Origin of the sequence: Aeromonas sp. S8(2024) (assembly GCF_041403085.1) — a bacterium.
Taxonomy (GTDB): domain Bacteria; phylum Pseudomonadota; class Gammaproteobacteria; order Enterobacterales; family Aeromonadaceae; genus Aeromonas; species Aeromonas dhakensis.
On the sequence record NZ_JBGLRF010000005.1, the window covers coordinates 121,958 to 144,709 of the forward strand.

General features: G+C 62.2%; 22 protein-coding genes. 6 read left to right on the plus strand and 16 right to left on the minus strand.

Features of this window, described 5'->3' with window-relative positions; all coding sequences use genetic code 11:
- Nucleotides 1-358 precede the first annotated feature (358 nt).
- The 12 genes from ACB031_RS15035 to nudF all read right to left on the minus strand — a co-directional run bounded on the left by ACB031_RS15035 (nt 359) and on the right by nudF (nt 12,716).
- Nucleotides 359-1,375 carry an alpha/beta hydrolase family protein gene (locus ACB031_RS15035; RefSeq protein WP_371139839.1) on the minus strand — a complete coding sequence of 339 codons (1,017 nt, stop codon included), beginning with the start codon at nt 1,373-1,375 and terminating at the stop codon, nt 359-361.
- A 122-nt stretch (nt 1,376-1,497) separates the two neighbouring features.
- A complete protein-coding gene (parC, locus tag ACB031_RS15040) occupies nt 1,498-3,792 on the minus strand; it encodes a DNA topoisomerase IV subunit A (protein ID WP_371139840.1) in 2,295 nt (764 codons plus the stop codon).
- A gap of 109 nt (nt 3,793-3,901) precedes the next feature.
- A complete protein-coding gene (parE, locus tag ACB031_RS15045; protein ID WP_319906995.1) occupies nt 3,902-5,800 on the minus strand; it encodes a DNA topoisomerase IV subunit B in 1,899 nt (632 codons plus the stop codon).
- A 114-nt stretch (nt 5,801-5,914) separates the two neighbouring features.
- On the minus strand, nt 5,915-7,924 hold the full coding sequence (locus tag ACB031_RS15050; protein WP_319906994.1) for an FUSC family protein: 2,010 nt from the start codon (nt 7,922-7,924) through the stop codon (nt 5,915-5,917).
- A 1-nt stretch (nt 7,925) separates the two neighbouring features.
- Complete coding sequence (locus ACB031_RS15055) at nt 7,926-8,792, minus strand: HlyD family secretion protein (RefSeq protein WP_042006176.1); 867 nt, start codon at nt 8,790-8,792, stop codon at nt 7,926-7,928.
- Nucleotides 8,785-9,003, minus strand: a complete 219-nt coding sequence (locus tag ACB031_RS15060; protein WP_005305321.1) for a DUF1656 domain-containing protein — start codon at nt 9,001-9,003, stop codon at nt 8,785-8,787. Before ACB031_RS15060 ends, ACB031_RS15055 begins: the two co-directional genes overlap by 8 nt.
- Before the next feature lie 117 nt (nt 9,004-9,120).
- Nucleotides 9,121-9,522 (minus strand): GFA family protein, encoded by a 402-nt coding sequence (locus tag ACB031_RS15065; protein ID WP_201990292.1) that lies wholly within the window; start codon nt 9,520-9,522, stop codon nt 9,121-9,123.
- Between the two features lie 36 nt (nt 9,523-9,558).
- Nucleotides 9,559-10,182, minus strand: coding sequence for an NUDIX hydrolase (locus ACB031_RS15070; RefSeq protein WP_319906993.1), 624 nt, complete (start codon nt 10,180-10,182; stop codon nt 9,559-9,561).
- A gap of 2 nt (nt 10,183-10,184) precedes the next feature.
- On the minus strand, nt 10,185-10,772 hold the full coding sequence (locus ACB031_RS15075) for a YqiA/YcfP family alpha/beta fold hydrolase (RefSeq protein WP_371139841.1): 588 nt from the start codon (nt 10,770-10,772) through the stop codon (nt 10,185-10,187).
- Nucleotides 10,773-10,781: 9 nt separating this feature from the next.
- Nucleotides 10,782-11,600 (minus strand): 3',5'-cyclic-AMP phosphodiesterase, encoded by an 819-nt coding sequence (cpdA, locus tag ACB031_RS15080; RefSeq protein WP_017778369.1) that lies wholly within the window; start codon nt 11,598-11,600, stop codon nt 10,782-10,784.
- Nucleotides 11,601-11,626: 26 nt separating this feature from the next.
- Nucleotides 11,627-12,028: a DUF1249 domain-containing protein gene (locus tag ACB031_RS15085; protein ID WP_198426826.1), complete on the minus strand. Its 402-nt coding sequence runs from the start codon at nt 12,026-12,028 to the stop codon at nt 11,627-11,629.
- A gap of 46 nt (nt 12,029-12,074) precedes the next feature.
- Nucleotides 12,075-12,716: an ADP-ribose diphosphatase gene (gene nudF, locus ACB031_RS15090; RefSeq protein ID WP_026139168.1), complete on the minus strand. Its 642-nt coding sequence runs from the start codon at nt 12,714-12,716 to the stop codon at nt 12,075-12,077.
- A 305-nt stretch (nt 12,717-13,021) separates the two neighbouring features.
- Here nudF and tolC point away from each other — a divergent pair, with 305 nt between their 5' ends.
- The gene (gene tolC, locus ACB031_RS15095; protein ID WP_005305339.1) at nt 13,022-14,347 is read left to right on the plus strand and encodes an outer membrane channel protein TolC; all 1,326 of its coding nucleotides are present in this window, start codon (nt 13,022-13,024) and stop codon (nt 14,345-14,347) included.
- A gap of 135 nt (nt 14,348-14,482) precedes the next feature.
- Here the strand turns inward: tolC and hldE are convergent, their stop codons facing one another.
- On the minus strand, nt 14,483-15,910 hold the full coding sequence (gene hldE, locus ACB031_RS15100; RefSeq protein ID WP_371139842.1) for a bifunctional D-glycero-beta-D-manno-heptose-7-phosphate kinase/D-glycero-beta-D-manno-heptose 1-phosphate adenylyltransferase HldE: 1,428 nt from the start codon (nt 15,908-15,910) through the stop codon (nt 14,483-14,485).
- 263 nt (nt 15,911-16,173) lie between these two features.
- On the opposite strand from hldE, the gene lpxL reads away from it, so the two are divergent.
- The gene (gene lpxL / locus ACB031_RS15105) at nt 16,174-17,097 is read left to right on the plus strand and encodes an LpxL/LpxP family Kdo(2)-lipid IV(A) lauroyl/palmitoleoyl acyltransferase (protein WP_017765370.1); all 924 of its coding nucleotides are present in this window, start codon (nt 16,174-16,176) and stop codon (nt 17,095-17,097) included.
- Between the two features lie 150 nt (nt 17,098-17,247).
- A complete protein-coding gene (locus ACB031_RS15110) occupies nt 17,248-17,715 on the plus strand; it encodes an energy transducer TonB (protein ID WP_126880575.1) in 468 nt (155 codons plus the stop codon).
- 101 nt (nt 17,716-17,816) lie between these two features.
- On the opposite strand, the gene ACB031_RS15115 is transcribed toward ACB031_RS15110, so the two are convergent.
- Entirely contained in the window at nt 17,817-18,779 is a 963-nt protein-coding gene (locus ACB031_RS15115; RefSeq protein WP_371139843.1) for an inorganic triphosphatase, read from the minus strand.
- A 169-nt stretch (nt 18,780-18,948) separates the two neighbouring features.
- On the opposite strand from ACB031_RS15115, the gene ACB031_RS15120 reads away from it, so the two are divergent.
- From ACB031_RS15120 to ybaK, 3 genes are all read left to right on the plus strand, one after another.
- Nucleotides 18,949-19,629, plus strand: a complete 681-nt coding sequence (locus tag ACB031_RS15120; protein WP_005305357.1) for a TIGR00153 family protein — start codon at nt 18,949-18,951, stop codon at nt 19,627-19,629.
- A 24-nt stretch (nt 19,630-19,653) separates the two neighbouring features.
- Nucleotides 19,654-20,919 carry an inorganic phosphate transporter gene (locus ACB031_RS15125; RefSeq protein WP_005305360.1) on the plus strand — a complete coding sequence of 422 codons (1,266 nt, stop codon included), beginning with the start codon at nt 19,654-19,656 and terminating at the stop codon, nt 20,917-20,919.
- A gap of 147 nt (nt 20,920-21,066) precedes the next feature.
- Nucleotides 21,067-21,537, plus strand: a complete 471-nt coding sequence (ybaK, locus tag ACB031_RS15130) for a Cys-tRNA(Pro) deacylase (RefSeq protein WP_268027992.1) — start codon at nt 21,067-21,069, stop codon at nt 21,535-21,537.
- A gap of 46 nt (nt 21,538-21,583) precedes the next feature.
- On the opposite strand, the gene ACB031_RS15135 is transcribed toward ybaK, so the two are convergent.
- Together ACB031_RS15135 and ACB031_RS15140 are read right to left on the minus strand one after the other, a co-directional pair.
- Complete coding sequence (locus ACB031_RS15135) at nt 21,584-22,318, minus strand: GNAT family N-acetyltransferase (protein ID WP_371139844.1); 735 nt, start codon at nt 22,316-22,318, stop codon at nt 21,584-21,586.
- A complete protein-coding gene (locus ACB031_RS15140) occupies nt 22,308-22,745 on the minus strand; it encodes a rhodanese-like domain-containing protein (RefSeq protein WP_025201106.1) in 438 nt (145 codons plus the stop codon). Before ACB031_RS15140 ends, ACB031_RS15135 begins: the two co-directional genes overlap by 11 nt.
- Nucleotides 22,746-22,752: the final 7 nt, after the last annotated feature.

Below are 22,752 nucleotides of genomic sequence, written 5' to 3' on the forward strand. Positions count from 1 at the left end.
AAGCATGCTTCACTAATCCAACCTGCGCCCCTCACCCTGAGCCTCTCCCAAAGGGAGAGGGGATCAGCGTCTGCCAACCTGTAGTCGTAGCTGTCACGCATTCCAAAATTGCTGCGATCTGGGCTCCCTTCTCCCCTAGCGGGAGAAGGGTCGGGGATGAGGGGGAACAAACCATCACAACAGAAACCACCGACAAACAGCAGAACGTTAAAGAAAACAGGGAGAAGTAGGGTCGATTAGCGAAGCGTAATCGTTCGCACTGCAATCCCGGTGGCGATGGACATAGAGAAGAGATCAGCTGGAGCATCAACAGAATAACGGCAACCTGTTTTCGCGATCGTCTGATTACGCTTCGCCATCAGACCCGCGGCTCTTTCACTTTAAGCCACGCTCTGCTGAGAAATTCAGATATTTTACTGTTAATTACCGCATGTATATTCTCTCTATTTATGCCTGGTGCATCATTACAAATAGCTGGTGCCATTTCATTTAATTCAGCAGAGCATGGAGAGAGAAAAACAAAATGACCGGCATTGTGTATTACCTGAAATTCTTTTTCTGCAGCCAACGTGGTGGCTAGCTCCCTGGCATTCTCTTCCCAAGAAAGCTCTTCATCCTTATCACCAGTAAAAATAAGGGTAGGGGCAATCACTCTTTTTAGTGAGGCGGGAGAAAATGCCATACTTACCGGAGCCATGAAAACCCATGCCTTTATTCTAGGATCGGGATGTGCAACTAAACCAGGATGGTTATTGATGATTATCCCTTTGGTTGAACATATGGCTTTCATCTCATGTTTACGACAATAATTTTCATAGCGTCCTGCATCAATCTCCCCTCCTCGTAACAACAATCCTGTTGCTCCACCGGCAGAGAAACCAATAAACGCTATTTTATCTTTATCAATATATTTGGCTAGCTCAACATCATTGGTCGCAGCAGTAATGACGACAGATATTTGTAATGGACGACCATACCAGGAGCTAATGGCCCCTGCTCCTGTCTGATCCTTGTAGTTATCACCAGGATGTGTGAGGGTAATAACAATATTTCCCTGCCGAGCCAGAGTCGTGGCAAGGTCATGATGACTCCATAAACTACCAGCGTTGCCATGTGAGATTATTATGACTGGATAGTGCCCGGGTACTATATTCAGCGCCTTTTGTGCCGCTATTTGATAAGGGCCTATCGTACTTGGTGTCTTTTCTGCGGCCACACCGGGATAGAAATATACGGCATCCATCGCTTTTCCGCTTACAGGGTCGGTCACCAGGAGACGTTTAAACCCTGTATATTCAGCCGATACGACGAAGGATGGCAAGGCACTGCACGTACATATTGCACAAAGTAAAAAATAACGAAAAAGAAGCCTCATCAGATATCCTTTCTGATCCAATCGACACTGGAGCGACACGCTACCACTATCCCCATGAGGAGTCATTTTTAACAAAAAAAAGGGAGCGAATAATTCGCTCCCATCTTGTATAGAACCGTTGACTACCCTTCCTGATTTTCCCCGGCTATCGGCTCGGCGCCGGCGACGGTTTCAATCTCGATGCGATCGACTCGTTGCAAGCCACGGGGCAATTTGGCGCCGCGGCGACCGCGTTCGCCGCGGTAGTAGTCAAGGTCAGATGGCTTAAGAGTGAGCTTGCGCTTGCCGGCAAACAGGGTGACGGACTGGCCCTGCGGGATAACGGCAGCCATCACCACAAACTCCTCCCGCGCCTTCACGCGCGCCGAGGGGATGCTGATGAGCTTGTTGCCCTTGCCCTTGCCGAGCACCGGCAATGTGCTCAGCGGGAACAGCAACATGCGACCCTCGTTGGAGATGGCCATGCAGAGATCCGTGTCCGGCGCGCCTATCTTCTGGGGAGCCATGACGATGCCCCCTTCCGGCACGGTCAGCAGCGCCTTGCCGTTCTTGTTCTTGCCGATCAGGTCGTCATATTTGCAGACGAAGCCGTAACCGGCGTCGGAACAGATCAGATACGGCTCGCCCTCGTTACCCATCACCAGATGACGCACCTCTTCACCGGCCCCCAGCGCGAAGCGACCGGTGAGCGGCTCGCCCTGGCTGCGGGCGGAGGGCAGGGTGTGGGCCTCCAGCGAGTAGGTTCTCCCCAGGGTGGAGAGGAACACCGCCTGCTGGTTGCTGCGACCATGGGCGTGGGCGAGGTAGTTGTCCCCCGCCTTGTAGGAGAGGCCCTCCACATCCACATCGTGGCCCTTGGCGGCGCGCACCCACCCCTTGTCGGAAAGGATCACGGTGACCGGCTCGCTCGGGGTGAGCTCCTTCTCGGTCAGCGCCACGGCGGTGGCGCGCTCCACCAGCGGGGTGCGGCGATCGTCGCCGTACTTCTCGGCGTCCGCCAGGATCTCTTTCTTGAGCAGGGTGCTGAGACGGCGCTCCGAACCCAGGATCAGTTCCAGCTTGTCGCGCTCTTCCTCCAGTTCGTTCTGTTCGGCGCGCAGCTTGAACTCTTCGAGCTTGGCCAGGTGGCGCAGTTTCAGCTCGAGGATCGCCTCGGCCTGGGTCTCGCTGATGTTGAAGCGCTCCATCATCACCCGGCCCGGCTCTTCCTCGGTGCGGATGATCTCGATCACCTCGTCGATGTTGAGATAGGCAATGAGCAAACCTTCGAGGATGTGCAGGCGGGCCAGCACCTTGTCGAGGCGATATTGCAGGCGGCGACGCACCGTCTCGCGGCGAAAGCTCAGCCACTCGGTGAGGATGGTCTTGAGGTCTTTCACCTGGGGCCGATTGTCCAGACCCAGGATGTTGAGGTTGACCCGGTAGTTCTTCTCCAGATCCGTGGTGGCGAACAGGTGGGCCATCAGCCCCTCCACGTCCACCCGGTTGGAGCGCGGCACTATGACCAGACGGGTCGGGTTCTCGTGGTCCGACTCATCCCGCAGATCGGTGACCATGGGCAGCTTCTTGGCCACCATCTGGGCGGCAATCTGCTCCATGATCTTGGCGCCGGAGGCCTGATGAGGCAGCGCCGTGATGACGATGTCGCCATCCTCCTCACTCCACACCGCTCGCTGCTTGATGGAGCCCTTGCCGGTCTCGTAGATTTTGCGGATGTCGTCCCGCGGCGTGATGATCTCGGCGTTGGTCGGGTAGTCCGGCCCCTGCACATGGGCCATCAGGGCATCCAGGCCGGCATTGGGGTTGTCCAGCAGTTCCACACAGGCGTGGGCCACTTCCCGCGCGTTGTGGGGCGGGATATCGGTCGCCATCCCCACCGCGATGCCGGTCACCCCGTTGAGCAGGATGTGCGGCAGACGGGCGGGCAGCACCACAGGCTCTTTCATGGTGCCGTCGAAGTTCGGCGTCCACTCCACCGTGCCCTGGCCGAGCTCGGAGAGCAGCAGCTCGGAGAAGCGCGACAGCCGCGCCTCGGTATAACGCATGGCGGCGAAGGATTTGGGATCGTCCGGCGCACCCCAGTTGCCCTGACCGTCCACCAGCGGGTAGCGGTAGGAGAAGGGCTGGGCCATCAGCACCATGGCTTCATAACAGGCGCTGTCGCCGTGGGGGTGATATTTACCCAGCACGTCACCCACGGTACGGGCAGACTTCTTGTGCTTGGAGAGGGCCGACAGACCCAGCTCGCTCATGGCGTAGATGATGCGCCGCTGCACGGGCTTGAGGCCGTCGCCGATATGCGGCAGGGCCCGATCCATGATGACGTACATGGAGTAGTTCAAGTAAGCCTGTTCGGTGAAGGTGCGCATTGGCTGGCGCTCTACCCCGTCCAGACTGAGCTCGATAGCATCACTCATGTGATTATCTCTTTCGGTTCGGGAGCCGCCACAGGGCGACTCCGGCTAAATGCTTGCTGGCCCTGTCCGGGCCAGCCGATGGCTTGGATGATGACGAGAGCGGGCTGACCTAGATGATCGCGAGGTTGCCCTTCTCTTCCAGCCATTCACGGCGATCGCTCGCGCGCTTCTTGGCCAGCAGCATGTCCATCAGCTGCAGGGTCTCATCCCCCTCGTCCCCTTCGGCGCCCATGGTGAGTTGCACCAGGCGGCGGGTGTTGGGATCCATGGTGGTTTCCCGCAGCTGTTTCGGGTTCATCTCACCCAGGCCCTTGAATCGGGTCACCATCACCTTGCCCTTCTTCTTCTCGGCTTCGACCCGCTGCAGCACGCCGTTCTTCTCGTCCTCGTCGAGGGCGTAGTAGACCTCCTTGCCGATATCGATCCGGTAGAGGGGCGGCATGGCCACATAGACGTGCCCCTTCTCCACCAGCGCGCGGAAGTGTTTCACGAACAGGGCGCAGAGCAGGGTGGCGATGTGCAGACCGTCCGAGTCCGCATCCGCCAGGATGCACACCTTGCCGTAGCGCAGGCCGGAGAGATCGTCGGAGTCCGGGTCGAGCCCGATGGCCACCGAGATGTCGTGCACTTCTTGCGAGGCGAGCACCTGACCGGCCTCCACCTCCCAGGTGTTCAGGATCTTGCCGCGCAGCGGCATGATGGCTTGAAACTCGCGATCCCGTGCCTGCTTGGCACTGCCGCCCGCGGAGTCACCCTCCACCAGGAACAGCTCCCCCTGCATGGGGTCGGCGCAGCCGCAGTCGGTCAGCTTGCCGGGCAGGGCCGGGCCCTGGGTGATCTTCTTGCGCACCACCGTTTTGGCGGCGCGCATCCGGCGCTGGGCGCTGGAGATGCAGAGCTCGGCCAGCTGTTCGGCCAGCTCGGTGTTGCTGTTCAAGTAAAGGCTGAAGGCATCCTTCACCACACCGGAGACAAACGCCGAGCTCTGACGGGAGGAGAGCCGCTCCTTGGTCTGGCCGGCAAACTGCGGATCCTGCATCTTGATGGAGAGGATGTAGGCGCAGCGATCCCAGATGTCTTCCGGAGTCAGCTTGACCCCGCGCGGCAGCAGGTTGCGGAACTCGCAGAACTCGCGCATGGCGTCGAGCAGGCCCTGACGCAGACCGTTGACGTGGGTACCGCCCTGGGCGGTGGGGATCAGGTTCACATAGGATTCGGCGAGGCACTCGCCCCCTTCCGGCAGCCAGCACAGGGCCCAGTCCACCGCCGACTGCTCGGTGCTGAAGGCGCCGACGAAGGGCTGCTCCGGCAGGCAGGTGAACTGCTTGACCGCGTCGACCAGGTAATCCTTGAGGCCGTCTTCGTAGCACCACTCAAGCCGGATGCCGGTGTTCTTGTCGAGGAACTTGATGGTGAGGCCCGGGCAGAGCACCGCCTTGGCTTTCAGCAGGTGCTCCAGCTTGGAGACCGAGAAACGGGGCGAATCGAAGTAGTGGGCTTCCGGCCAGAAGCGAACCCGGGTGCCGGTGTTGCGGCGCCCGCAGGTGCCGGTGATGGTCAGCTCCTGCACCTTCTCGCCCTTCTCGAAGGCGATGTCATAGACCTGGCCGTCACGGCGCACCGTCACCTCGACCCGCTCGGAGAGGGCGTTCACTACCGAGATGCCCACCCCGTGCAGACCGCCGGAGAACTGGTAGTTCTTGTTGGAGAACTTGCCGCCCGCGTGCAGCTTGCAGAGGATCAGCTCCACCCCGCACACCCCTTCCTCCGGGTGGATATCGACCGGCATGCCGCGGCCGTCGTCGATCACCTCGAGGGACTGATCTTCATACAGGGTCACCTCCAGGGTACGGGCGTGGCCCGCCAGCGCCTCGTCGACGCTGTTGTCGATGACTTCCTGGCCGAGGTGATTGGGCCGGGTGGTGTCGGTATACATGCCGGGGCGGCGACGCACCGGTTCAAGGCCATTGAGGACCTCAATGGCATCCGCATTGTATTGAGTAGACATGGAGGGCCTTGCGAATTGACGTTTGGGGAGAATCTTACTCGTTGGGAGGGTATTGGACAAACCCGGCGGCGGCAAAGCTTGATCCGGACGGGGTAAGTCGCCCCGCCGGCCCGTTCAGCGTGCCTCGGCCGCGACCGGCAGCGCCTGCTGCAACTGGGAGAGAGAGCTGTGCAGCCGCCACACCATGCCGGCCAGCTCCCGCGCCGTCGGCTTCCTATGGTTGGCCAGGGCCGCGCAGATCCGCTGCAGCTCGGCCAGGGTGCGATCCAGGGAGGCGTGCTGCACCCCCTGCTCGGTGAGGATCCCCTGCAGAGAGCGGATGCAGTTGTCGCGCACCAGGTAGAGGGGCTGATCCTCGCCGCGCCACTGGCGCAACTGCCAGACGATGTGGCTGCAGTTGAGCAGCACCACGCCCCAGCGCAGCACCCAGAGGCGGGCGGTCTGATCCTGGCTCTGGCTGAGCTGGCTGATGCAGTGATAGATGAGCGATTCGAACTGGCTCTCGCTCTGGCGCGGGGCCGGCTCCAGCTGATCGATAAAGTGGCAGCGCAGGGAGCGGATGAGGCGGAGGCTCTTGCGCCGATCCGAGCTCGGTCGCAGCAGCTGGAATGCCAGTCCGGCGCTCATCACCCCCAGCGCCTGCCCCAGGCTGCCGTTGATGTACTGCAGGTAGTCGTAGCTCGGTGGATTGGTGATGGCGAGAAAGGAGCCGAGCAGCACGATGAGCTGGCCCCACAGCACCGCCTGCCTGGGCTGTTGCTGCTTGAACAGCTGCATGGTGATGAGCACGGGCAGCAGCAGGGCGCAGAAGAGCCAGAAGTCGTCGAGGCGGATCATCAGGCCGAACTTGACCACAAAGCAGATGAGGCTCAGCAGCAGGATCGCCTTGAGCATGGTGTTGGCCCCCTTGGCAGGTGCCGGGGTGGCCGAGTAGAGCACGCAGCAGATGGCGAGCAGGGTCAGCGCCGAGCTGCCCGCATCCCACTGGCTGTGGATCCAGAAGGCGCAGCCGAGCAGCACGCAGAGGAAAGTACGCCCGCCGTTGTAGGCCGCCTCCAGCGTGTCGGTGTGGCTGGTGAGCGAGGAGTGGCGCGGCGGCGCCGGCCACTCCTGATCGTCGTAACGGGCCAGCCGATCCAGCCAGCGCTGACACTCCAGATAGCTCCAGCAGAAGTGGCGCAGCCGTCGCCAGAAGGTGTGCAGCCGGTAGTCGCTGGCCGCCGTCGGCACCAAGGGGGCCAGCAGCCGGGCGATGCGGTACTTGTCGCAGCCGGGCTGGCCCAGCTCGGCCAGCAGCCGCTCCAGCAACGCCTGCAGCCCCTCAGGTTGCTCCGGCCAGTTGTGCAGCATGCGGCGCTGGCTGGAGATGAGGCTGATGAGCCGCAGCTGGCGGTGCAGCAGGAAGTTGAGCAGCTTGTTGTGGCGCCGCAACCTGTGATGGCTCCAGACCGCCTGGATGCGCAGCACGTTCATGGTGAGGATCTGACCGATCAGTCCCTCGTGGGCGGTGCGCACCTCCGGACTCGCCTCCCCCAGCCAGAGCAGCTGGGCATGCTCCAGCAGACGGGCCTGGGTCTTGTGCAGCGACTGCAGCAGGGTCTCGCCATCCGAGGTGCTGGGCAGGATCATCATCAGCAGGCCGCCGCAGAGGATGCCGACGATCACCTCGCTCACCCGGGCCTGGGCGATGTCGAAGATGTGCTGTGGATCGGTCACGTTGACGCAGGAGAAGGCGATGATGGCGGCGGTGTAGCCCGCCAGCGCAAAGGCGTAGGAGACGTTGTTCTGATGGTGGTTGGAGATATAGGTGCACAGCGCCAGCCAGAGTGCGATGAGAAAGCTGAACAGCCAGGGATCGCTGATGCCAAGGCCAGTGATCACCACCGCCGCCATGGCACCGATAAGGCTGCCCACCACCCGCCCCAGACTCTTGCTGATGACCCCGCCCACGGTGGGAAAGCTCACCACCGCGGCTGAGGTCATCGCCCAGTAGGGGGAGTCCAGCTCCAGCACGAAGGCCAGCCAGAGCGACAGGCACATAGCCAGGCTGTTGCGCAGGGCGTAGCGCCACTGGCCGCCATTGGCCTTGCCCCAGGGGGTCTGGCGCCAGAGCGAGGCGACCACCTTACTCCCCTATGGTGATGGTGCAGGTGGTGCCTGCAATCAGCGTCAGTTCGGGCGGCACCTCCAGCAGCTTGATCCGCACCGGTACCCGCTGGGCCAGCCGTACCCAGGGCACATTGGGTTTGACGTCCAGCAGCAGGTTGTCGGCCCCCTCCACGCTCTGATCGTGGATGGCGCGCCCTATGCTCTCCACCTCGCCGCGCAGCCGCTGCTCCCCGCTGTAGAGCACCACCTCGGCCGGTTTGCCCGGCGCTATGTGCCTGAGCTTGGTCTCCTCGAAGTAGCCCTGCACGTAGAAGGAGTGGATGTCCACCAGCGCCACCAGCGGCACGCCGGCGCTGGCATAGTTGCCGACCCGGGTCTGCAGGTTGGTGATGTAACCGTCGCTCGCGGCATGCACCCGGGTCTTGGCCAGCGACCATCTGGCCTGCTCCAGATTGGCCTGAGCCACCTGGTAGGCCGCCCTCATCGCCTGGGCATTGAGGCGGGCCTCGTCCACCGCCTCGGCGGAGATGACACTGCGCGACAGGCCACTGCGCCGGCTCGCCTCGTGCTCCGCCTTGTCGAGATCCGATTTGGCCTTGGCCAGCGCCGCTAGGGCGTTGTCCAGCGCAATCCGGTAGGGCTCGGGATCCAGGGTAAAGATCTCCTCCCCCGCCTTGACCAGCTGGTTGTCTTTCACCGCTATCTTGATGATCTTGCCCGACACCTCGGGGGTGATGCTGACCAGCTCGGCCCGCACCTTGCCATCCCGGGTCCAAGGCCCCTGCATGTAGTAGTTCCACAGCCACCAGCCCGCCGCCAGCGCCAGCGCGCAGACCAGCAGGGTGGAGAAGTATTTGAGGGTCGCGAGGGGTGATTTAGCCATGTAGCAATATCCATAGGGCGCCGCTGACGGCGAGGATAAACAGGGAGAGATCCATCAGCAGGGGATGCCAGACATCCCCGCCGTAGAGCCAGTCACGCAGCAGGTGGTGCACCGGCAGCCAGCCCAGCAGACCGAGCAGGACCGCCTTGAACAGGGGCGGAAAGTAGAGAGAGGCGCCCAGGATCAGATCCGGCAGGGCTGAAGTTGTCACAAGCGGGCTCCCTGTTGGCAAGCGAGATAATGCGGACTCAAGGCCCGCCTTGCGGCGGGTCTGGCAAGATTATCACAGCCATGCAGGGCGCTACAGAAGCAGATGAGACCCTGCCGGTCAGACCAGCCGATCCGCCGGATGGTTGATGCCGTCGCGCGTCGGCACCTCGCCCAGCTCGAATGGATTGACCCCTTCGAGGCAGGCGAGGTTGTAACCATACTGGGCCGGATTGGAGCGGCGCTGATGGTGGGTATAGATACCGCAGATGCTGCAGAAGTAGTGTTTGGCGGTGCGGGTATTGAACTGGTAGCAGCGCAGCACCGCCTCCCCCTGCAGGATGCGGATGCCGGAGAGCGGCACCGAGGCGACGATGGCGCCCCGCCGCCGGCAGAGCGAACAGTCGCAACGGCGCGGATCCACCACGCCATCCGGCAGGGTCAGCTCCAGCACCACGGCGCCGCAGTGACAGCTGGCTTTGTGTCGCTCCTGAATGGGGGTATTGCCGATGCGCTTGATCATGCTGCCTCCTTGCAGACGGGGTCACATCCTCAGATGTCAATCAAACAGGGTATCCTGCCGCCCCTGCAGCAGATGGTCGTACAGGGTGCGCAGCTGGGATTCCACAACCCGATGGCGAGAGAGCGGGGGCAAGTCGTCGATGGGGAAGTAACCCGCCCCTTTGGTTTCATCGGTTTCGCCCAGCAGCTGGCCGCCGGTCACCTCGCACAGAAAGAACGCCTTGTGAGCGTGGGGCAGCTGGGGCGGATGAGGGTGCTTGAGCTTGTCGAGCAGCGCCAGCAGTTGCACAGGCCGACACTCAAGGCCGGTCTCCTCCACCACTTCGCGCACCACGGCCCCCGCCGGCGAGTCGCCGATGTCGCACCAGCCCCCCGGCAGCGTCCAGCAGCCATCGCTGCGCTCCTGCACCAGCAGGATATGGCCCGCATCGTTCTGAATGAAGGCCCGCACATCGAGCTTGGGGGTAGGATAACCGCTGTCGAGGGCGATCCAGTCGTCGATGGCTTCAGGTGCCAGCTCGCTCTGGCTGGCGATGAGCGCCACCGTGGCCGCTCGCAGCGCCTCGAAGCGGCCGATATCGAAGGGATCCTTGGAGTAAGTGAGGCCCGCCTGCGCCGTGGCCAGCACCTGTTCCAGAAAGGCGGCCAACGGTGGTTGCATTATTAAAGCCCGAGGAAACGGACGATCTGGGCGGGGTAGCGCTCGAATGCCACGAAGGCGTGGTCGCCACCGCACTCCAGCGAGAGGCGGGCAAAACGGTATTCGTCCAGCGCCTTGCGGTAGTCGAGCACCTCGTCTTCCTGCTGTTGCAGTACCCAGAGCCGCTCGGGAGCGCTCACCGGTACCGCCAGCGCCCGCAGCTCATCCATGTGTTCAGGCAGCAGTTGATACTGCTCCCCCGTGTAGGGGTTGGTCTGGGGGCCAAGGTAGTCGTAGAGCAGCTCGTGCGGGCGCACCGCCGGGTTGATCAGGGCGGCGCGACAGCCGTATCGCTCGCTGACCCGGGTCGCCATAAAGCCGCCGAGGGAGCTGCCCACAGCGCCAAGTTTGAATTCGTTGCCATAACGGCTCTGCAGATCGGCAATGGTCTGCTCGATGGCCGCCCAGGCCGCCGCCGGGGTGTTGGGCTGGGCCGGGATCACCACCTCGATGTCGGGTCTGTGCTCAGCCACCCAGGCCGCCATCTGCTGCGCCTTGGCGGAGCCGGGCGAGGAGTTGAAACCGTGCAGGTAGAGGAGTACGGGCTTCATCGCGACTCCTCAATAACCGGTGGCATCGGGGTCGGGCACGAACTGCCCCACCGGCAGACGCCACACCTGGCTGGCGATGCGGCCATCCGGGTAGAGGGTGAGGTAGCGCCAGCCCGGGCCGGATTCGTCCAGCGCGAAGCCATCGGAGAGCGGTTTGAACTGGATGCAGGTGGAAGGGCTGGCGATCAGCCGCACCCCGCGGTGCACCTCGTCAAACTCCTGGTGGACGTGGCCAAACAGGATTGTCTTCTGCTGCGGGTGGCGGGCCAGCACGGCAAACAAGTCGTCGGCATTCTTGAGATTGTGCTGATCGAGCCAGGCGCAACCCACCGGCACCGCCTGATGATGCAGGGCGATCAGGGCATGGCGCTCGGGATGCTGGCGCAGCGCCTGATCCAGCGCCGCCAGCTGGTGATCCCCCAGCACCCCGTGGGGTTTGCCGCGCACCTGGGTATCCAGCAGGATCACCTGCCAGTGCTCGCCTACCAGCTGCTTGGCCTCGCTGATGCCGGCCGCGTGCAGGTATTCGGTCATCAGGGGGCCATCGTCGTGGTTGCCGGGCAGCCAGTAGATGGGACGCGCCAGCGGCGCCATCATGGAGGCGAAACGCTGGTAGGACTCCGGGCTGTGATCCTGGGAGAGATCCCCGGTAGCGAGGATCAGATCGAACGGGTGGTCGTTGGCCTGCACCCGTTCCAGCACGGCAGCCAGGCTCTCGGCAGTGCGCACGGCCAATAGCCGCCCCTCGGCACTCGCGAAGAGGTGGGTGTCGGTAATTTGCAACAGGCGCACACTGCCGTCCTGCGCCTGGGGTAGCTCTGTTTCCAAAATCACGCTTCTTTTTATGAGTTCAACTAGAGGATGTTTATCAGGCTGGTACCATGTCTGAGACAAAATTTTAGCCAATCGGCCAGAAACAGGTTTACCTGCTCCTTTTCATCCCGCTGGTGCATATTTTTATTGGGATAATCATAACGTGGTTGCAACCTTGAAATCTGTTGCGCCGCACACACTTCCGCCATCCGCACGTCATGGTACAAACGAATCTCTATCCGGGCCTGCAAATAACTCGGCAATTCCGGGTTGTGCTGGGCCAGGATCACCTGGCTGGTGAAGCGGCTCTCCTCGCTCACCGTGAGCTGGAACTGCAGGCCGTTGCCCACCTGATAACGACGTTCGGCGCCGACACTGCCGCCTGGGGGCAGCAGCTTCATCAGGGTCATGTAGTTGACCTCGCAGGTACGCTGCAAGGACATCAGATCAGGCACATAGCGCTTGGCCTGGGTATGAACGAGCGCCACCTCAGCGCTCCGCCAGCCAGCGGGCGCGCAGCTCGCCGTGGTTGAGGGCCAGCCACTGCAGGGCGATGACGGAGGCGGCGTTGTCGATGCGCCCCTCTTTGAGCCAGGCATAGGCCTGCTCGCGGCTCACCACGTGGACCCGGATGTCTTCCCCCTCTTCCGCCAGACCGTGGATCCCCTCGGCCTGGCTGGCATCCACTTCGCCCACGTAGACTTCGATCCGTTCGGTGCTGCCGCCCGGGCTCACCAGATAGCTGATGGCGTGCTCGCAGCGACCGACCTCGATGCCCGCCTCTTCCACCGCTTCGCGCCGCACCACAGCCTCGGCGGTCTCCCCTTCATCTATGATGCCGGCCACCAGCTCCAGCAGCCAGGGGGTGGCGCTGGTTTCGATGGCGCCGATGCGAAACTGCTCCACCAGAACTATCTGATCGCGTACCGGGTCGTAGGGCAACAGGGCGGCGGCATGGCCACGCTCGAACAGCTCGCGGACGATGGGCTCGTTCCAGCCTCCCGCAAACAACTTGTGCTGCAGGCGATAGATGTTCACCTTGAAGAAGCCGTTATATCCCGATGATTTATCGATGATTTTTACGTCATCGGCAGAGTAGTGACGGGTTTGGGGCAAGGCTTGCTGCGACATACGAGACTCCCACCAGCTTGACTTGGCTCGGTTAGACCATAAAATCCGGGAACATGAATGAACATTCATTCACTCGCCCCCGTCGGAGAAGAGGGATGGATTTTAGCAGCCACAGGGCATTTGGCTAGGCGCGAGGGGGAGAAAACTCACCCTCGTCCTTGACGTTCCTGTCGCTGGAAAAGAGACAGTTAGCATAAAATTTTGCTTATAGTAGAGTGATTAAGCTGAAATCAAGCTTGCTCAATGACAATACCCTCCTTCATCCAGCGACAGCTTTGGGTTAATACATAAGGTTAAAACGATCTATGAAAAGAACACTCTTGTCAGCCATGGTGTTGTTGGGCGTCAGCGCCGGCGCCCATGCCGAAAACCTGCTCGATATCTACCAACAGGCCCAGATCAAGGATACCCAGCTGCTGGAATCCAAAGCCAAGCGCGACCAGGCCTTCGAGAAGATCAACGAGTCCCGCGCCGCCCTCTTGCCGCAGATCAACCTGGGTGCCGGGCTGAACTACCTGCAGAACAAGGGTGACACCCAGACCAACAGCAACGCCACTGGTTCCCTGTCGCTGGATCAATCCATCTACCGCCACAGCAACTGGGTCAACCTGAGCCTGACCGAGAAGAGCGCCACCCAGTCCGACGTGGCCTACAACCTCGAAATCCAGAACCTGATGCTGCGTACCGCCCAGGCCTATTTCAACGTGCTCAAGGCGATGGACACCCTGGAGTTCGTGCGCGCCAACAAGGCCGCGGTGGAACGTCAGCTGGAACAGACCCAGCAGCGCTTTGAAGTGGGCCTGACCGCCATCACCGACGTGCACGAGGCCGAGGCCGAGCGCGACCAGGCGCTGGCGGACGAGATCAACGCCGAGAACACCCTGGACAACAGCTACGAGAGCCTGCGCGAGCTGACCGGCATCGACCATCGTCAACTGGACGTGCTCAACACAGATCGCTTCAGCCCGCAGAAGACCCCGTTCAACTCCGACAAGTGGCTGGAGCTAGCGCTGGACAAGAACCTGCAACTGCACAGCGCCCGCATCGGCAAGGATATCGCCAAGGAGCAGATCGATCTGGCCAAGACCGGTCATGAGCCGACCCTGGATCTGGGCGCCGGCCTCTCCAGCACCTACAGCGACTACAAGGACGAGATCCGCAACCCGGAGAGCAACGCCAATCAGGCCAACATCGGCCTGAACTTCAAGCTGCCGCTCTACACCGGCGGGGCGACCACCTCCCAGGTCAAGCAGTCCCAGTTCAACTACGTGGCCGCCAGCGAGCAGCTGGAGCGCAGCTTCCGCAACGTGCAGAGCACGGTGCGCTCCTCCTACAACAACGTGAACGCCAGCATCGGCTCGGTCCGTGCCTACGGCCAGTCCGTCATCTCCGCCGACAGCGCCCTGAAGGCGACCGAAGCGGGTTACGAGGTCGGCACCCGCACCATAGTCGATGTGCTGGACTCCACCCGCAAGCTGTACCAGGCCAAGCAGAAGCTCTCCGAGGCCCGCTACAACTACATCCTCAGCATCCTCTCCCTCAAGCAGGCCGCCGGCACGCTGGAACAAAAGGATCTGGAAGACGTGAACCAGGGGCTGATGCCCGCCAGCCAGGCCAAGAGCAAATCCTGAGCCGATTGATGGCAGCAAAAAGGCGACCCCAGGGTCGCCTTTTTCATCTCTGGCCTGCGGGGGTCGGTGGGTTCGAATCGCCGTCCAGCTCCCACCGCAGAGCATAAAAAAACCCGGCCTTGGCCGGGTTTTCGCTTATCCGCGTTCGCGGATGGTCTTGATGATGTCGGTGGTGGAGCAGCCATCCTCGAAGTTGAGGACCCGCACCTCGCCGCCGTTGGCGGTCACCTCGGCGTAGCCGGCAATCTCTTCCGGCTTGTAGTCGCCGCCCTTGACCAGCAGGTCCGGCAGCACCTCGGCGATCAGCCGCTGCGGGGTCTCCTCGGAGAAGGGCACCACCCAGTCCACGGCGCCCAGCGCGGCCAGCACGGCCATCCGGCGCTCGGTCGGATTGACCGGACGACCCGGCCCCTTGAGACGGCGCACCGACTCGTCGGTGTTGACCGCCACGATCAGGCGATCCCCCAGCTTGCCGGCATTGGCCAGGTAGGAGACGTGACCGGCGTGCAGAATGTCGAAACAGCCGTTGGTCATCACTACCTTCTCGCCACGCAGACGGGCGGCCTGCACGGCAATCTTGAGCTGGGCTTCGGACATGACGCCAAAACCGGTCTCCTGCTCGGTGTAGAGCGCATTGGCGAGCTCCACCGGGCTGACGGTGGAGGTCCCCAGCTTGCCGACCACGATGCCGGCGGCGGTGTTGGCCAGGGCACAGGCCTCGTCCAGGCTCTTGCCGGCGGCCAGCGAGGTGGCCAGGGTGGAGATGACGGTATCACCGGCACCGGTCACGTCATACACCTCGTGGGCCTGGGCCGGCAGGTGCAGCTCGGGCTGGCCTTCGCGGATCAGGGTCATGCCGTTTTCGGAACGGGTGACCAGCAGGGCCTCCAGCTCGAAGCGCTTGACCAGCTCCAGCCCCTTGGCAACCAGCTCCTCTTCGCTTTTCACCTTGCCCACCACGGCCTCGAACTCGGACATGTTGGGGGTCAGCAGGGTGGCGCCGCGGTACTTCTCGAAATCGGTCCCCTTGGGATCGACCAGCACCGGGATGCCGGCGGCGCGAGCGCGCTGGATCATGCCGGCCACGTCGTTGAGGGCGCCCTTGCCGTAGTCGGAGAGGATCATCACGTCGCTGTGCGGCAGTGCCTGCTCGACCTTGCCCATCAGCAGGGTGGAGTCCACATCGTGGAAGGCCTCTTCAAAGTCCAGACGCAGCAGCTGCTGGTTGCGCGACAGCACGCGCAGCTTGGTGATGGTCGGGTAGTCGGCCAGACGAACGAAGTCACAGGCGACCTTGACGCCAGCCATCTGGCCAGCCAGGGCATCGGCGGCCTCATCCTGACCGGTCAGACCCAGCAGCACGGCGTGGGCGCCCAGCGCGGCGGAGTTGAGCGCCACGTTGGCGGCGCCACCCGGGCGCTCCTCAATGTGTTCGACCTTGACCACGGGCACCGGTGCCTCGGGCGAGATCCGGCCGGTGGGGCCATGCCAATAACGGTCCAACATGACATCGCCAACGACCAGAACGCGGGCTTTTTCAAACTCGGGCAGGGTGATCTTCATCTGTATCGACTCTCAAAACCTGAAAAATCAGCCGCCGATTTTATCACACTCTTTTATTGGGTGTGAAAAAAGCGCGAGGGCGCCGCTTGGTGCTTTTCAGCTCTGACCAGGGCAGAGGCCATTCGCACCCGGCCCCGCTTTTCGGCTAGAATCCCCCGATTGCGAGTAAAACGATCCGCTCTGGATATCCACGTGCCTTTATCGCCTCCCCTTATCCGGCCGGGTCTTCCCTGCCTATGGCGATTGCGAACAAGAGACTTTTCATGGCCCACGACAATGCTCCCCGTCTAGAACCCCGCCTGTTTCATCCCCGTTACTGGGCCAGCTGGTTCGGCCTCAGCCTGCTCTGGCTGCTGGTGCTGCTGCCCTGGCGCAGCCAGATGTGGCTGGGTCGCCAGCTCGGCAACCTGGCCCGCAAGGTTTTGAAATCCCGCGTCAAGGTTGCCCGCCGCAATCTGGAGCTGGCGATGCCCGAGTTGAGTCGGGATCAGCGCGAGACGCTGCTCAAGCAGAACTTCGAGAGCGTGGGCTGCGCCATCTTCGAGGTAGGCATGGCCTGGTTCTGGCCAGACTGGCGGATGCGCAACCTGATGAAGGTGGAAGGGGAAGAGCACGTCATCGCCGCCATGGAGAAGGGTCAGGGCATGCTGCTGCTCTCCTGCCACTTCCTGACGCTGGAGCTCAACGCCCGCTGTTTCGGCCTGGTGCGACCCGGGGTCGGCGTCTACCGTCCCAACACCAATCCGGTACTGGAGTATGCCCAGTATCACGGCCGCTGCGCCTCCAACAAATATCTGGTGGACCGGATGGACGTGAAGGGGATGATCAAGGCGCTGCGCAACGGCGATGCGCTCTGGTACGCGCCGGATCACGACTACGGCAGCCATGCCAGCGTGTTCGTGCCCTACTTCGCGGTAGAGCAGGCCGCCACCATCACAGGCACCGCCACCCTGGCGCGGGTGAAGAACACCGTCACCCTGCCCTGCTACAACATCCGCACCAGCGAGGGTTACACCCTGCATATCGGGGCGCCGCTCGCCGACTATCCGAGTGGCGACGACCTGGCCGATGCGACCCGAGCCAACCGCGAGATCGAGGCCGCCGTGCGCAAGGCGCCGGAGCAGTACATGTGGCTGCACCGCCGCTTCAAGACCAGGCCCAACCCGGAGGATGCGGGTTACTACTGAGCCAATCAGTGCAGAAAGCCGCCGAAAGGCGGTTTTTTCTGGCCTGTCGCCGGTAAAGGGTTTTCATTCGTGGCTGAATATTTTATTAATGGCCCTGCCGAGCGGCGGGCCCCGGCCCGCCTGCAATACCAATAACGAAGGGAAGCGAACATGAAAGCCACTCTTTTGCTGGGCGCCCTGTGCGCATTGACCGGCTGCAGCCAGCAGAGCCACACAGTCCACCTGACCTCCCTCCCCTTAAGCGATCTCAAGGAAGTGAACGCCCAGTGGAGCCCGCTCACCCGGATGGAGTCCCGCTACCCCAGAGAGGCCATACTGGCGGAGCAGACCGGCTGCAGCTCCCTCGAGTACGTGATTAGTCCAGCGGGGCGGGCCGAGCAGATCCGGGTGCTGGAGAGCAGCAACCCACAGTTCAGCGATGCCGCCATCGCCGTGTTGCAGCAGTGGCAATGGCAGGCCACCGCCGCCAACCCGCAGCACACCCCGGTCAAATCCCGCACCCGCTTCGAATTCTGCATCGAACACAACGGCCAGCCCTGCGACACCAGTGCACTGGAACAGCGCTGTCAGGGGGAAGACGTGGTGCGCAGCACCGGGCTAGTCTACACCCAGGTCTGATCCGGCCCCGATTGCCTGCCGGCGACGCGCCCATCGCCAACCAAAGAAAAAGGTGAGCCAGGCTCACCCTTTTTTGCATTGCAGGCGCGACACAGTTCAGCTCATCCACCTTGCCGGTGCAGCCAGGCGGCGATGGCCAGTTGCAGGCCCACGTAATCGGCCTGCAGAAACAGCGCCGGCAACGCCTGCTGCCAGTCGGCCTGCCCGGCGACCAAGGCCAGCCGCTGCCCGAGCCGGGTCAGGCTGTCGAGCCAGGCCGGGCTCGGCAACAGGTCGGCCGCCTCGGCAACCAGATCCATCCCCAGGCGCAGCTGCTGCAACGCCAGCGTCTGCTGCGCGGCGTCCGTCTGCTCCAGCCAGAACTGTTCATGGTGCTGCCAATGCTGCAGACCCAGGGTGATGCGCGCTACAGCACTCAGCTCGGTGACCGCGGGCAGTGACTGCAGCGCCAGCGGCTTGCCAAGCCCCGCCAGCCGATAACCGCGCTGGGCCTTGGACTGAACCCCGAGGCGCAGGCCACCCAGCCCAGCCAGCTGCTCAGCCAAGCCAAACAGGGCGCTCGCCTCGCCAGATTTGAGCTCCAGCTCCAACTCGTCGATGGAGCTCTTGCCGAGCACGCCGACAATCTCCCCCTGATCCCAGGCCAGCTCGATTTCGGCCCCCTCGAAGGCGATCAGCCAGTGGCGACGCAGAAAGTCGGTGCGAAACTGAGCCACCAGTTCGCCCTGGATCCCGTCGCGCACCGCCAGACTTGGCCAGATCGCATCGGGGAAGGCGGCCAAGGCAGGCAGATCGCCCTCGACGGGGGCATTGTATTCGGGTCTGGCATGCAATCCGCCCACCACCTGACCCCGACATTTAATCGTCTGTTCGGCAAAATCATCGCTGCGACGAATTCGCAATCCCATTTCCAGTCGGCGCAAATCCAGCGCGGGCGTATCAAAATAGACATTGCCGAGATAGGCTTGGGAGCTGGATATAATTTCCAGTGAATTCAGAAGGTTGAAAAAAGGCTGTCGAATATCTCGGGAGACAAAAAACTTTATCTCGATCTCAGTTTGCATAGTCATTCCGGGCTGGCAGGCAACTTTGGGGGGCGTGATGCTAAGCGCGAGGATATAATGCCTGCGATACATCAGGATTAATTCACGGTTTTATTGATGGCGCAGTTCGGTTACCATGCGCCCCTCATAAAATCGTATCGAGTGTTTTTTCACCGACACAGGTTTGGCCATGCCAGTAAATACTATTTTGGGGCTTTTTGCCAAGTCCCCCATCAAGCCGCTGCAGAAGCATATCGTCAAGGTTCACCAGTGCTCCCAGCAGTTGGTTCCCTTCTTTGATGCCGTTGCCGAAGACCGTTGGGAAGATGCCGAGAAGATCCGGCAGCAGATCGCCCAGCTGGAGAAAGAAGCGGACATCCTCAAGCGTGAAATCCGTCTGAAGCTGCCCCGTGGTCTGTTCCTGCCGGTCGCCCGTACCGACCTGCTCGAACTGCTGACCCAGCAGGACAAGATTGCCAACCGTGCCAAGGATATTTCCGGCCGCATGCTTGGCCGCAAAATGGAATTCCCCTCCGAGATGCGGGCCGATTTCATGGCCTATCTCAAACGCTGTATCGATGCGACCGCCCAAGCCGAGAAAGCCATCGGAGAACTCGATGAGCTGCTCGAAACCGGCTTTAAAGGACGTGAAGTTGAAATGGTTGCCGAGATGATCCACCAGCTGGATCTTATCGAGGACGATACTGACACCATGCAGATCGGGCTGCGCCAACAGCTGCAAGCCGTTGAGCAGAAATACAATCCGATCGACGTTATGTTCCTCTACAAGATCCTCGAATGGGTAGGTGACCTGGCAGATCAGGCCGAGCGTGTAGGCGCCCGTCTGGAACTGATGCTGGCTCGTTCGTAATCGACTGACTGGGTAAAACACTGAATGGACATTATCGCGAATTACGGCACCACTCTGGTGCTCGTGGCGGCCTTGTTCGGCTTTTTGATGGCCTGGGGCATTGGTGCGAATGACGTGGCCAACGCCATGGGCACGTCGGTCGGCACCAAATCCCTGACCATCCGTCAGGCGATCATCATCGCCATGATCTTTGAATTTGCCGGTGCCTATCTGGCCGGTGGTGAAGTGACGGCGACCATCCGCAACGGCATCATCGACAGCAACGCCTTTGCCGCCACCCCGGATCTGCTGGTGCTCGGCATGATAGCCTCCCTGCTGGCCGCCGGCGCCTGGTTGATCCTGGCCTCCTACTTCGGCTGGCCCGTCTCCACCACCCACTCCATCATCGGCGCCATCGTCGGCTTCGCCGTGGTGAGCGTGGGCCCGGAAGCGGTGCAGTGGAGCAAGTTCGGCGGCATCGTCGGCTCTTGGGTGGTCACTCCGGCCATCTCCGGCGTCATCGCCTACTTCATGTTCATCAGCGTGCAGAAGCTCATCTTCAACACCGATGATCCCCTCAACAACGCCAAGCGCTACGTCCCCTTCTACATGTTCCTGACCGCGCTGGTGATCTGCCTGGTCACCATCAAGAAGGGGCTGACCCACGTCGGTCTGCACCTGAGCGATGGCGAGGGTATCCTGCTCTCCGTTGCCATCTCCATCGCGGTGGCCTTTGCCGGCTGGATCTACATTCGCGGCCAGCAGTACAACCCGCAGGATGACAGCAAGATGCACTTCGCCAACGTGGAGAAGGTATTCGGCATCCTGATGATCATCACCGCCTGTGCCATGGCCTTTGCCCACGGCTCCAACGACGTGGCCAACGCCATCGGTCCGCTCTCCGCGGTCGCCTCCATCGTGGCGGCTGGCGGCGAGATCGGTGGCAGCTCCCACATCGCCTGGTGGATCCTGCCGCTCGGCGGCATCGGCATCGTGATCGGTCTGGCCACCATGGGCGAGAAGGTGATGGCGACCGTCGGCACCGGCATCACCCACCTGACCCCGAGCCGTGGCTTCGCCGCCCAGCTGGCCACCGCCGCCACCGTGGTGATCGCCTCCGGTACCGGTCTGCCCATCTCCACCACCCAGACCCTGGTCGGTGCTGTCATGGGCGTGGGTCTGGCCCGCGGTATCGCGGCCCTGAACCTGGGCGTGCTGCGCAACATAGTGGTCTCCTGGGTCATCACATTGCCTGCGGGTGCCATCCTGGCCATCGCCATCTTCTACGTGCTGCAGATCTGCTTCTCCTGAGGCGCGCTGCAATGAAAAGCCCGGGTCATTGACCCGGGCTTTTTTTATCTCGGCGCGCTCATCCACCCCTTGGGGACGCGAGCAACTTGCATCACCCGCCCGGCAGGCGCAGACTGTTTGGCCTTGTTTCGACTCAAGGCTCTCATCATGACACCAGCCATCAACCTGCTGAAAAAGCTCAAGATCCCCCACAAACTCTACCCCTACGAGTGCGAAGCCCACGACGACTTCGGCAAACATGCCGCGACTCAGCTCGGCCTGCCGGAAGCCCAGGTATTCAAGACCCTGCTCGCCCATCACGACAAGCAGGCAGTGGTGGCCATCGTCCCCTCGTCCGGCCTGTGCAGCCTCAAGCAGCTGGCCAAGGCCACCGGTCTCAAGAAGGTGGAGATGATGAAGCCGGCAGAGGCCGAGAAGCTGACCGGCTACAAGGTGGGCGGCATCAGTCCGCTGGCCCAGAAGAAGCTGCTGCCCACCGTGCTCGACGACTCTGCCATGCAGTTTGACGAGATCTTGGTGAGCGGCGGCAAGCGCGGCCTCTCGGTCGGGGTGGCCCCCGCTGACATGCTGCGCCTGATGAAGTGGATTGCCGCCCCCATCGGCGAGCACCATGAGTAACGCCTGAAATGACAGAGGCCCCGCGAGCGGGGCCTCGTTTGTCTTGTCACGGCAACTGACCATCACCACGACAAGCTGTGGTCAGTTCGGACAACCGCAACCGCTGCCTGCCGCGCTCATCGAAGTTGTCGGGCGCCAGCCAGCGCGCAAAGCAATCCTGCAGCGCCGGCCACTCACTGTCGATCACCGAGAACCAGGCTGTGTCCCGCGTCCGTCCCTTGTCCACCCGATTCTGGCGAAAGGTCCCCTCATAGCTGAAACCGAGCCGCAGCGCCGCCTGCCAGGAGGGCTTGTTCAAGGCATTGCACTTCCATTCGTAACGCCGGTAGCCGAGCGCGAAGGCATTGGCCATCATCAGCGCCATGGCCGCCGTCGCCAGCCTTGAGCGCTGCAGGGCGGGGGAAAAGTGCAGCCAGCCCACCTCTATGCTGCCCGCCTGGGGATCGATGCGCAGGTAGCTGGCCAGCCCCAGCGGCTGTTCGCCATGCTCGTCGAAGATGGTGTAGAACTGGGGGTCTGTCTTGGCGGCGCACTCTCGCAGCCAGACCAGCATATCCGCCTCTGTTGCATAGGGGCCTGTGGTCAGATAGGTCCACATGGCCCCACTATCGGCGCGGAAGGCCCGCCACAGGCCGGGGCCGTGACGCTCGGGATCCAGCGGCTCCAGCCGACAGCCCCAGCCGTTGAGCGTGCGGCGGGGCGGAAACTCAGCGCCCCGCCAGTCGGGCAGCGGCGCTCCGACCGGCTGGTCGAACTCGTTCAGATGGATATCAGCAGCCACAGGCAATCCCTCCCGTTTGCAGCACGCCCGGTTCGCTACCGGTGGCGACCGCAAAGCCGTCCTGCCGCCACCAGTGCAGCCCACCGATCAGCTCCTTGACCTGAAAACCGAGCGCCGCCAGCTTGCAGGCACCCCGGGTCGAACCGTTGCAGCCGATGCCGTCGCAATAGCAGACATAGACCTTGTCCCGCGCCAGCGCGGCCGTGCTGGCCGGGTTCATGGTGGCATGGGGGAAGCTGATGGCACCGGGGATGTGTCCCTCGGCGTAGTGACCGGCAGAGCGGGTGTCGATGACCACGATCCGCTCTTCCCCGGCCAGCAGATCGGCGGCCAGATCCGCCGGGTCGGTGCGAAAGGCCAGCTGGGCCTCGAAGAAGAGGCTGGCCTGTTCGGCACTGGCCAGCCCGCTGCTCAATACATGACTCATAGTGACG

Coding starts and splice junctions, on each gene's coding strand:
- ACB031_RS15035 (WP_371139839.1), bottom strand. CDS start 1,375: ATGAGGCTTCTTTTTCGTTATTTTTTACTTTGTGCAATATGTACGTGC.
- parC (WP_371139840.1), bottom strand. CDS start 3,792: ATGAGTGATGCTATCGAGCTCAGTCTGGACGGGGTAGAGCGCCAGCCA.
- parE (WP_319906995.1), bottom strand. CDS start 5,800: ATGTCTACTCAATACAATGCGGATGCCATTGAGGTCCTCAATGGCCTT.
- ACB031_RS15055 (WP_042006176.1), bottom strand. CDS start 8,792: ATGGCTAAATCACCCCTCGCGACCCTCAAATACTTCTCCACCCTGCTG.
- ACB031_RS15065 (WP_201990292.1), bottom strand. CDS start 9,522: ATGATCAAGCGCATCGGCAATACCCCCATTCAGGAGCGACACAAAGCC.
- ACB031_RS15070 (WP_319906993.1), bottom strand. CDS start 10,182: ATGCAACCACCGTTGGCCGCCTTTCTGGAACAGGTGCTGGCCACGGCG.
- ACB031_RS15075 (WP_371139841.1), bottom strand. CDS start 10,772: ATGAAGCCCGTACTCCTCTACCTGCACGGTTTCAACTCCTCGCCCGGC.
- ACB031_RS15085 (WP_198426826.1), bottom strand. CDS start 12,028: ATGTCCTTGCAGCGTACCTGCGAGGTCAACTACATGACCCTGATGAAG.
- nudF (WP_026139168.1), bottom strand. CDS start 12,716: ATGTCGCAGCAAGCCTTGCCCCAAACCCGTCACTACTCTGCCGATGAC.
- tolC (WP_005305339.1), top strand. CDS start 13,022: ATGAAAAGAACACTCTTGTCAGCCATGGTGTTGTTGGGCGTCAGCGCC.
- hldE (WP_371139842.1), bottom strand. CDS start 15,910: ATGAAGATCACCCTGCCCGAGTTTGAAAAAGCCCGCGTTCTGGTCGTT.
- lpxL (WP_017765370.1), top strand. CDS start 16,174: ATGGCCCACGACAATGCTCCCCGTCTAGAACCCCGCCTGTTTCATCCC.
- ACB031_RS15110 (WP_126880575.1), top strand. CDS start 17,248: ATGAAAGCCACTCTTTTGCTGGGCGCCCTGTGCGCATTGACCGGCTGC.
- ACB031_RS15115 (WP_371139843.1), bottom strand. CDS start 18,779: ATGCAAACTGAGATCGAGATAAAGTTTTTTGTCTCCCGAGATATTCGA.
- ACB031_RS15120 (WP_005305357.1), top strand. CDS start 18,949: ATGCCAGTAAATACTATTTTGGGGCTTTTTGCCAAGTCCCCCATCAAG.
- ACB031_RS15125 (WP_005305360.1), top strand. CDS start 19,654: ATGGACATTATCGCGAATTACGGCACCACTCTGGTGCTCGTGGCGGCC.
- ybaK (WP_268027992.1), top strand. CDS start 21,067: ATGACACCAGCCATCAACCTGCTGAAAAAGCTCAAGATCCCCCACAAA.
- ACB031_RS15140 (WP_025201106.1), bottom strand. CDS start 22,745: ATGAGTCATGTATTGAGCAGCGGGCTGGCCAGTGCCGAACAGGCCAGC.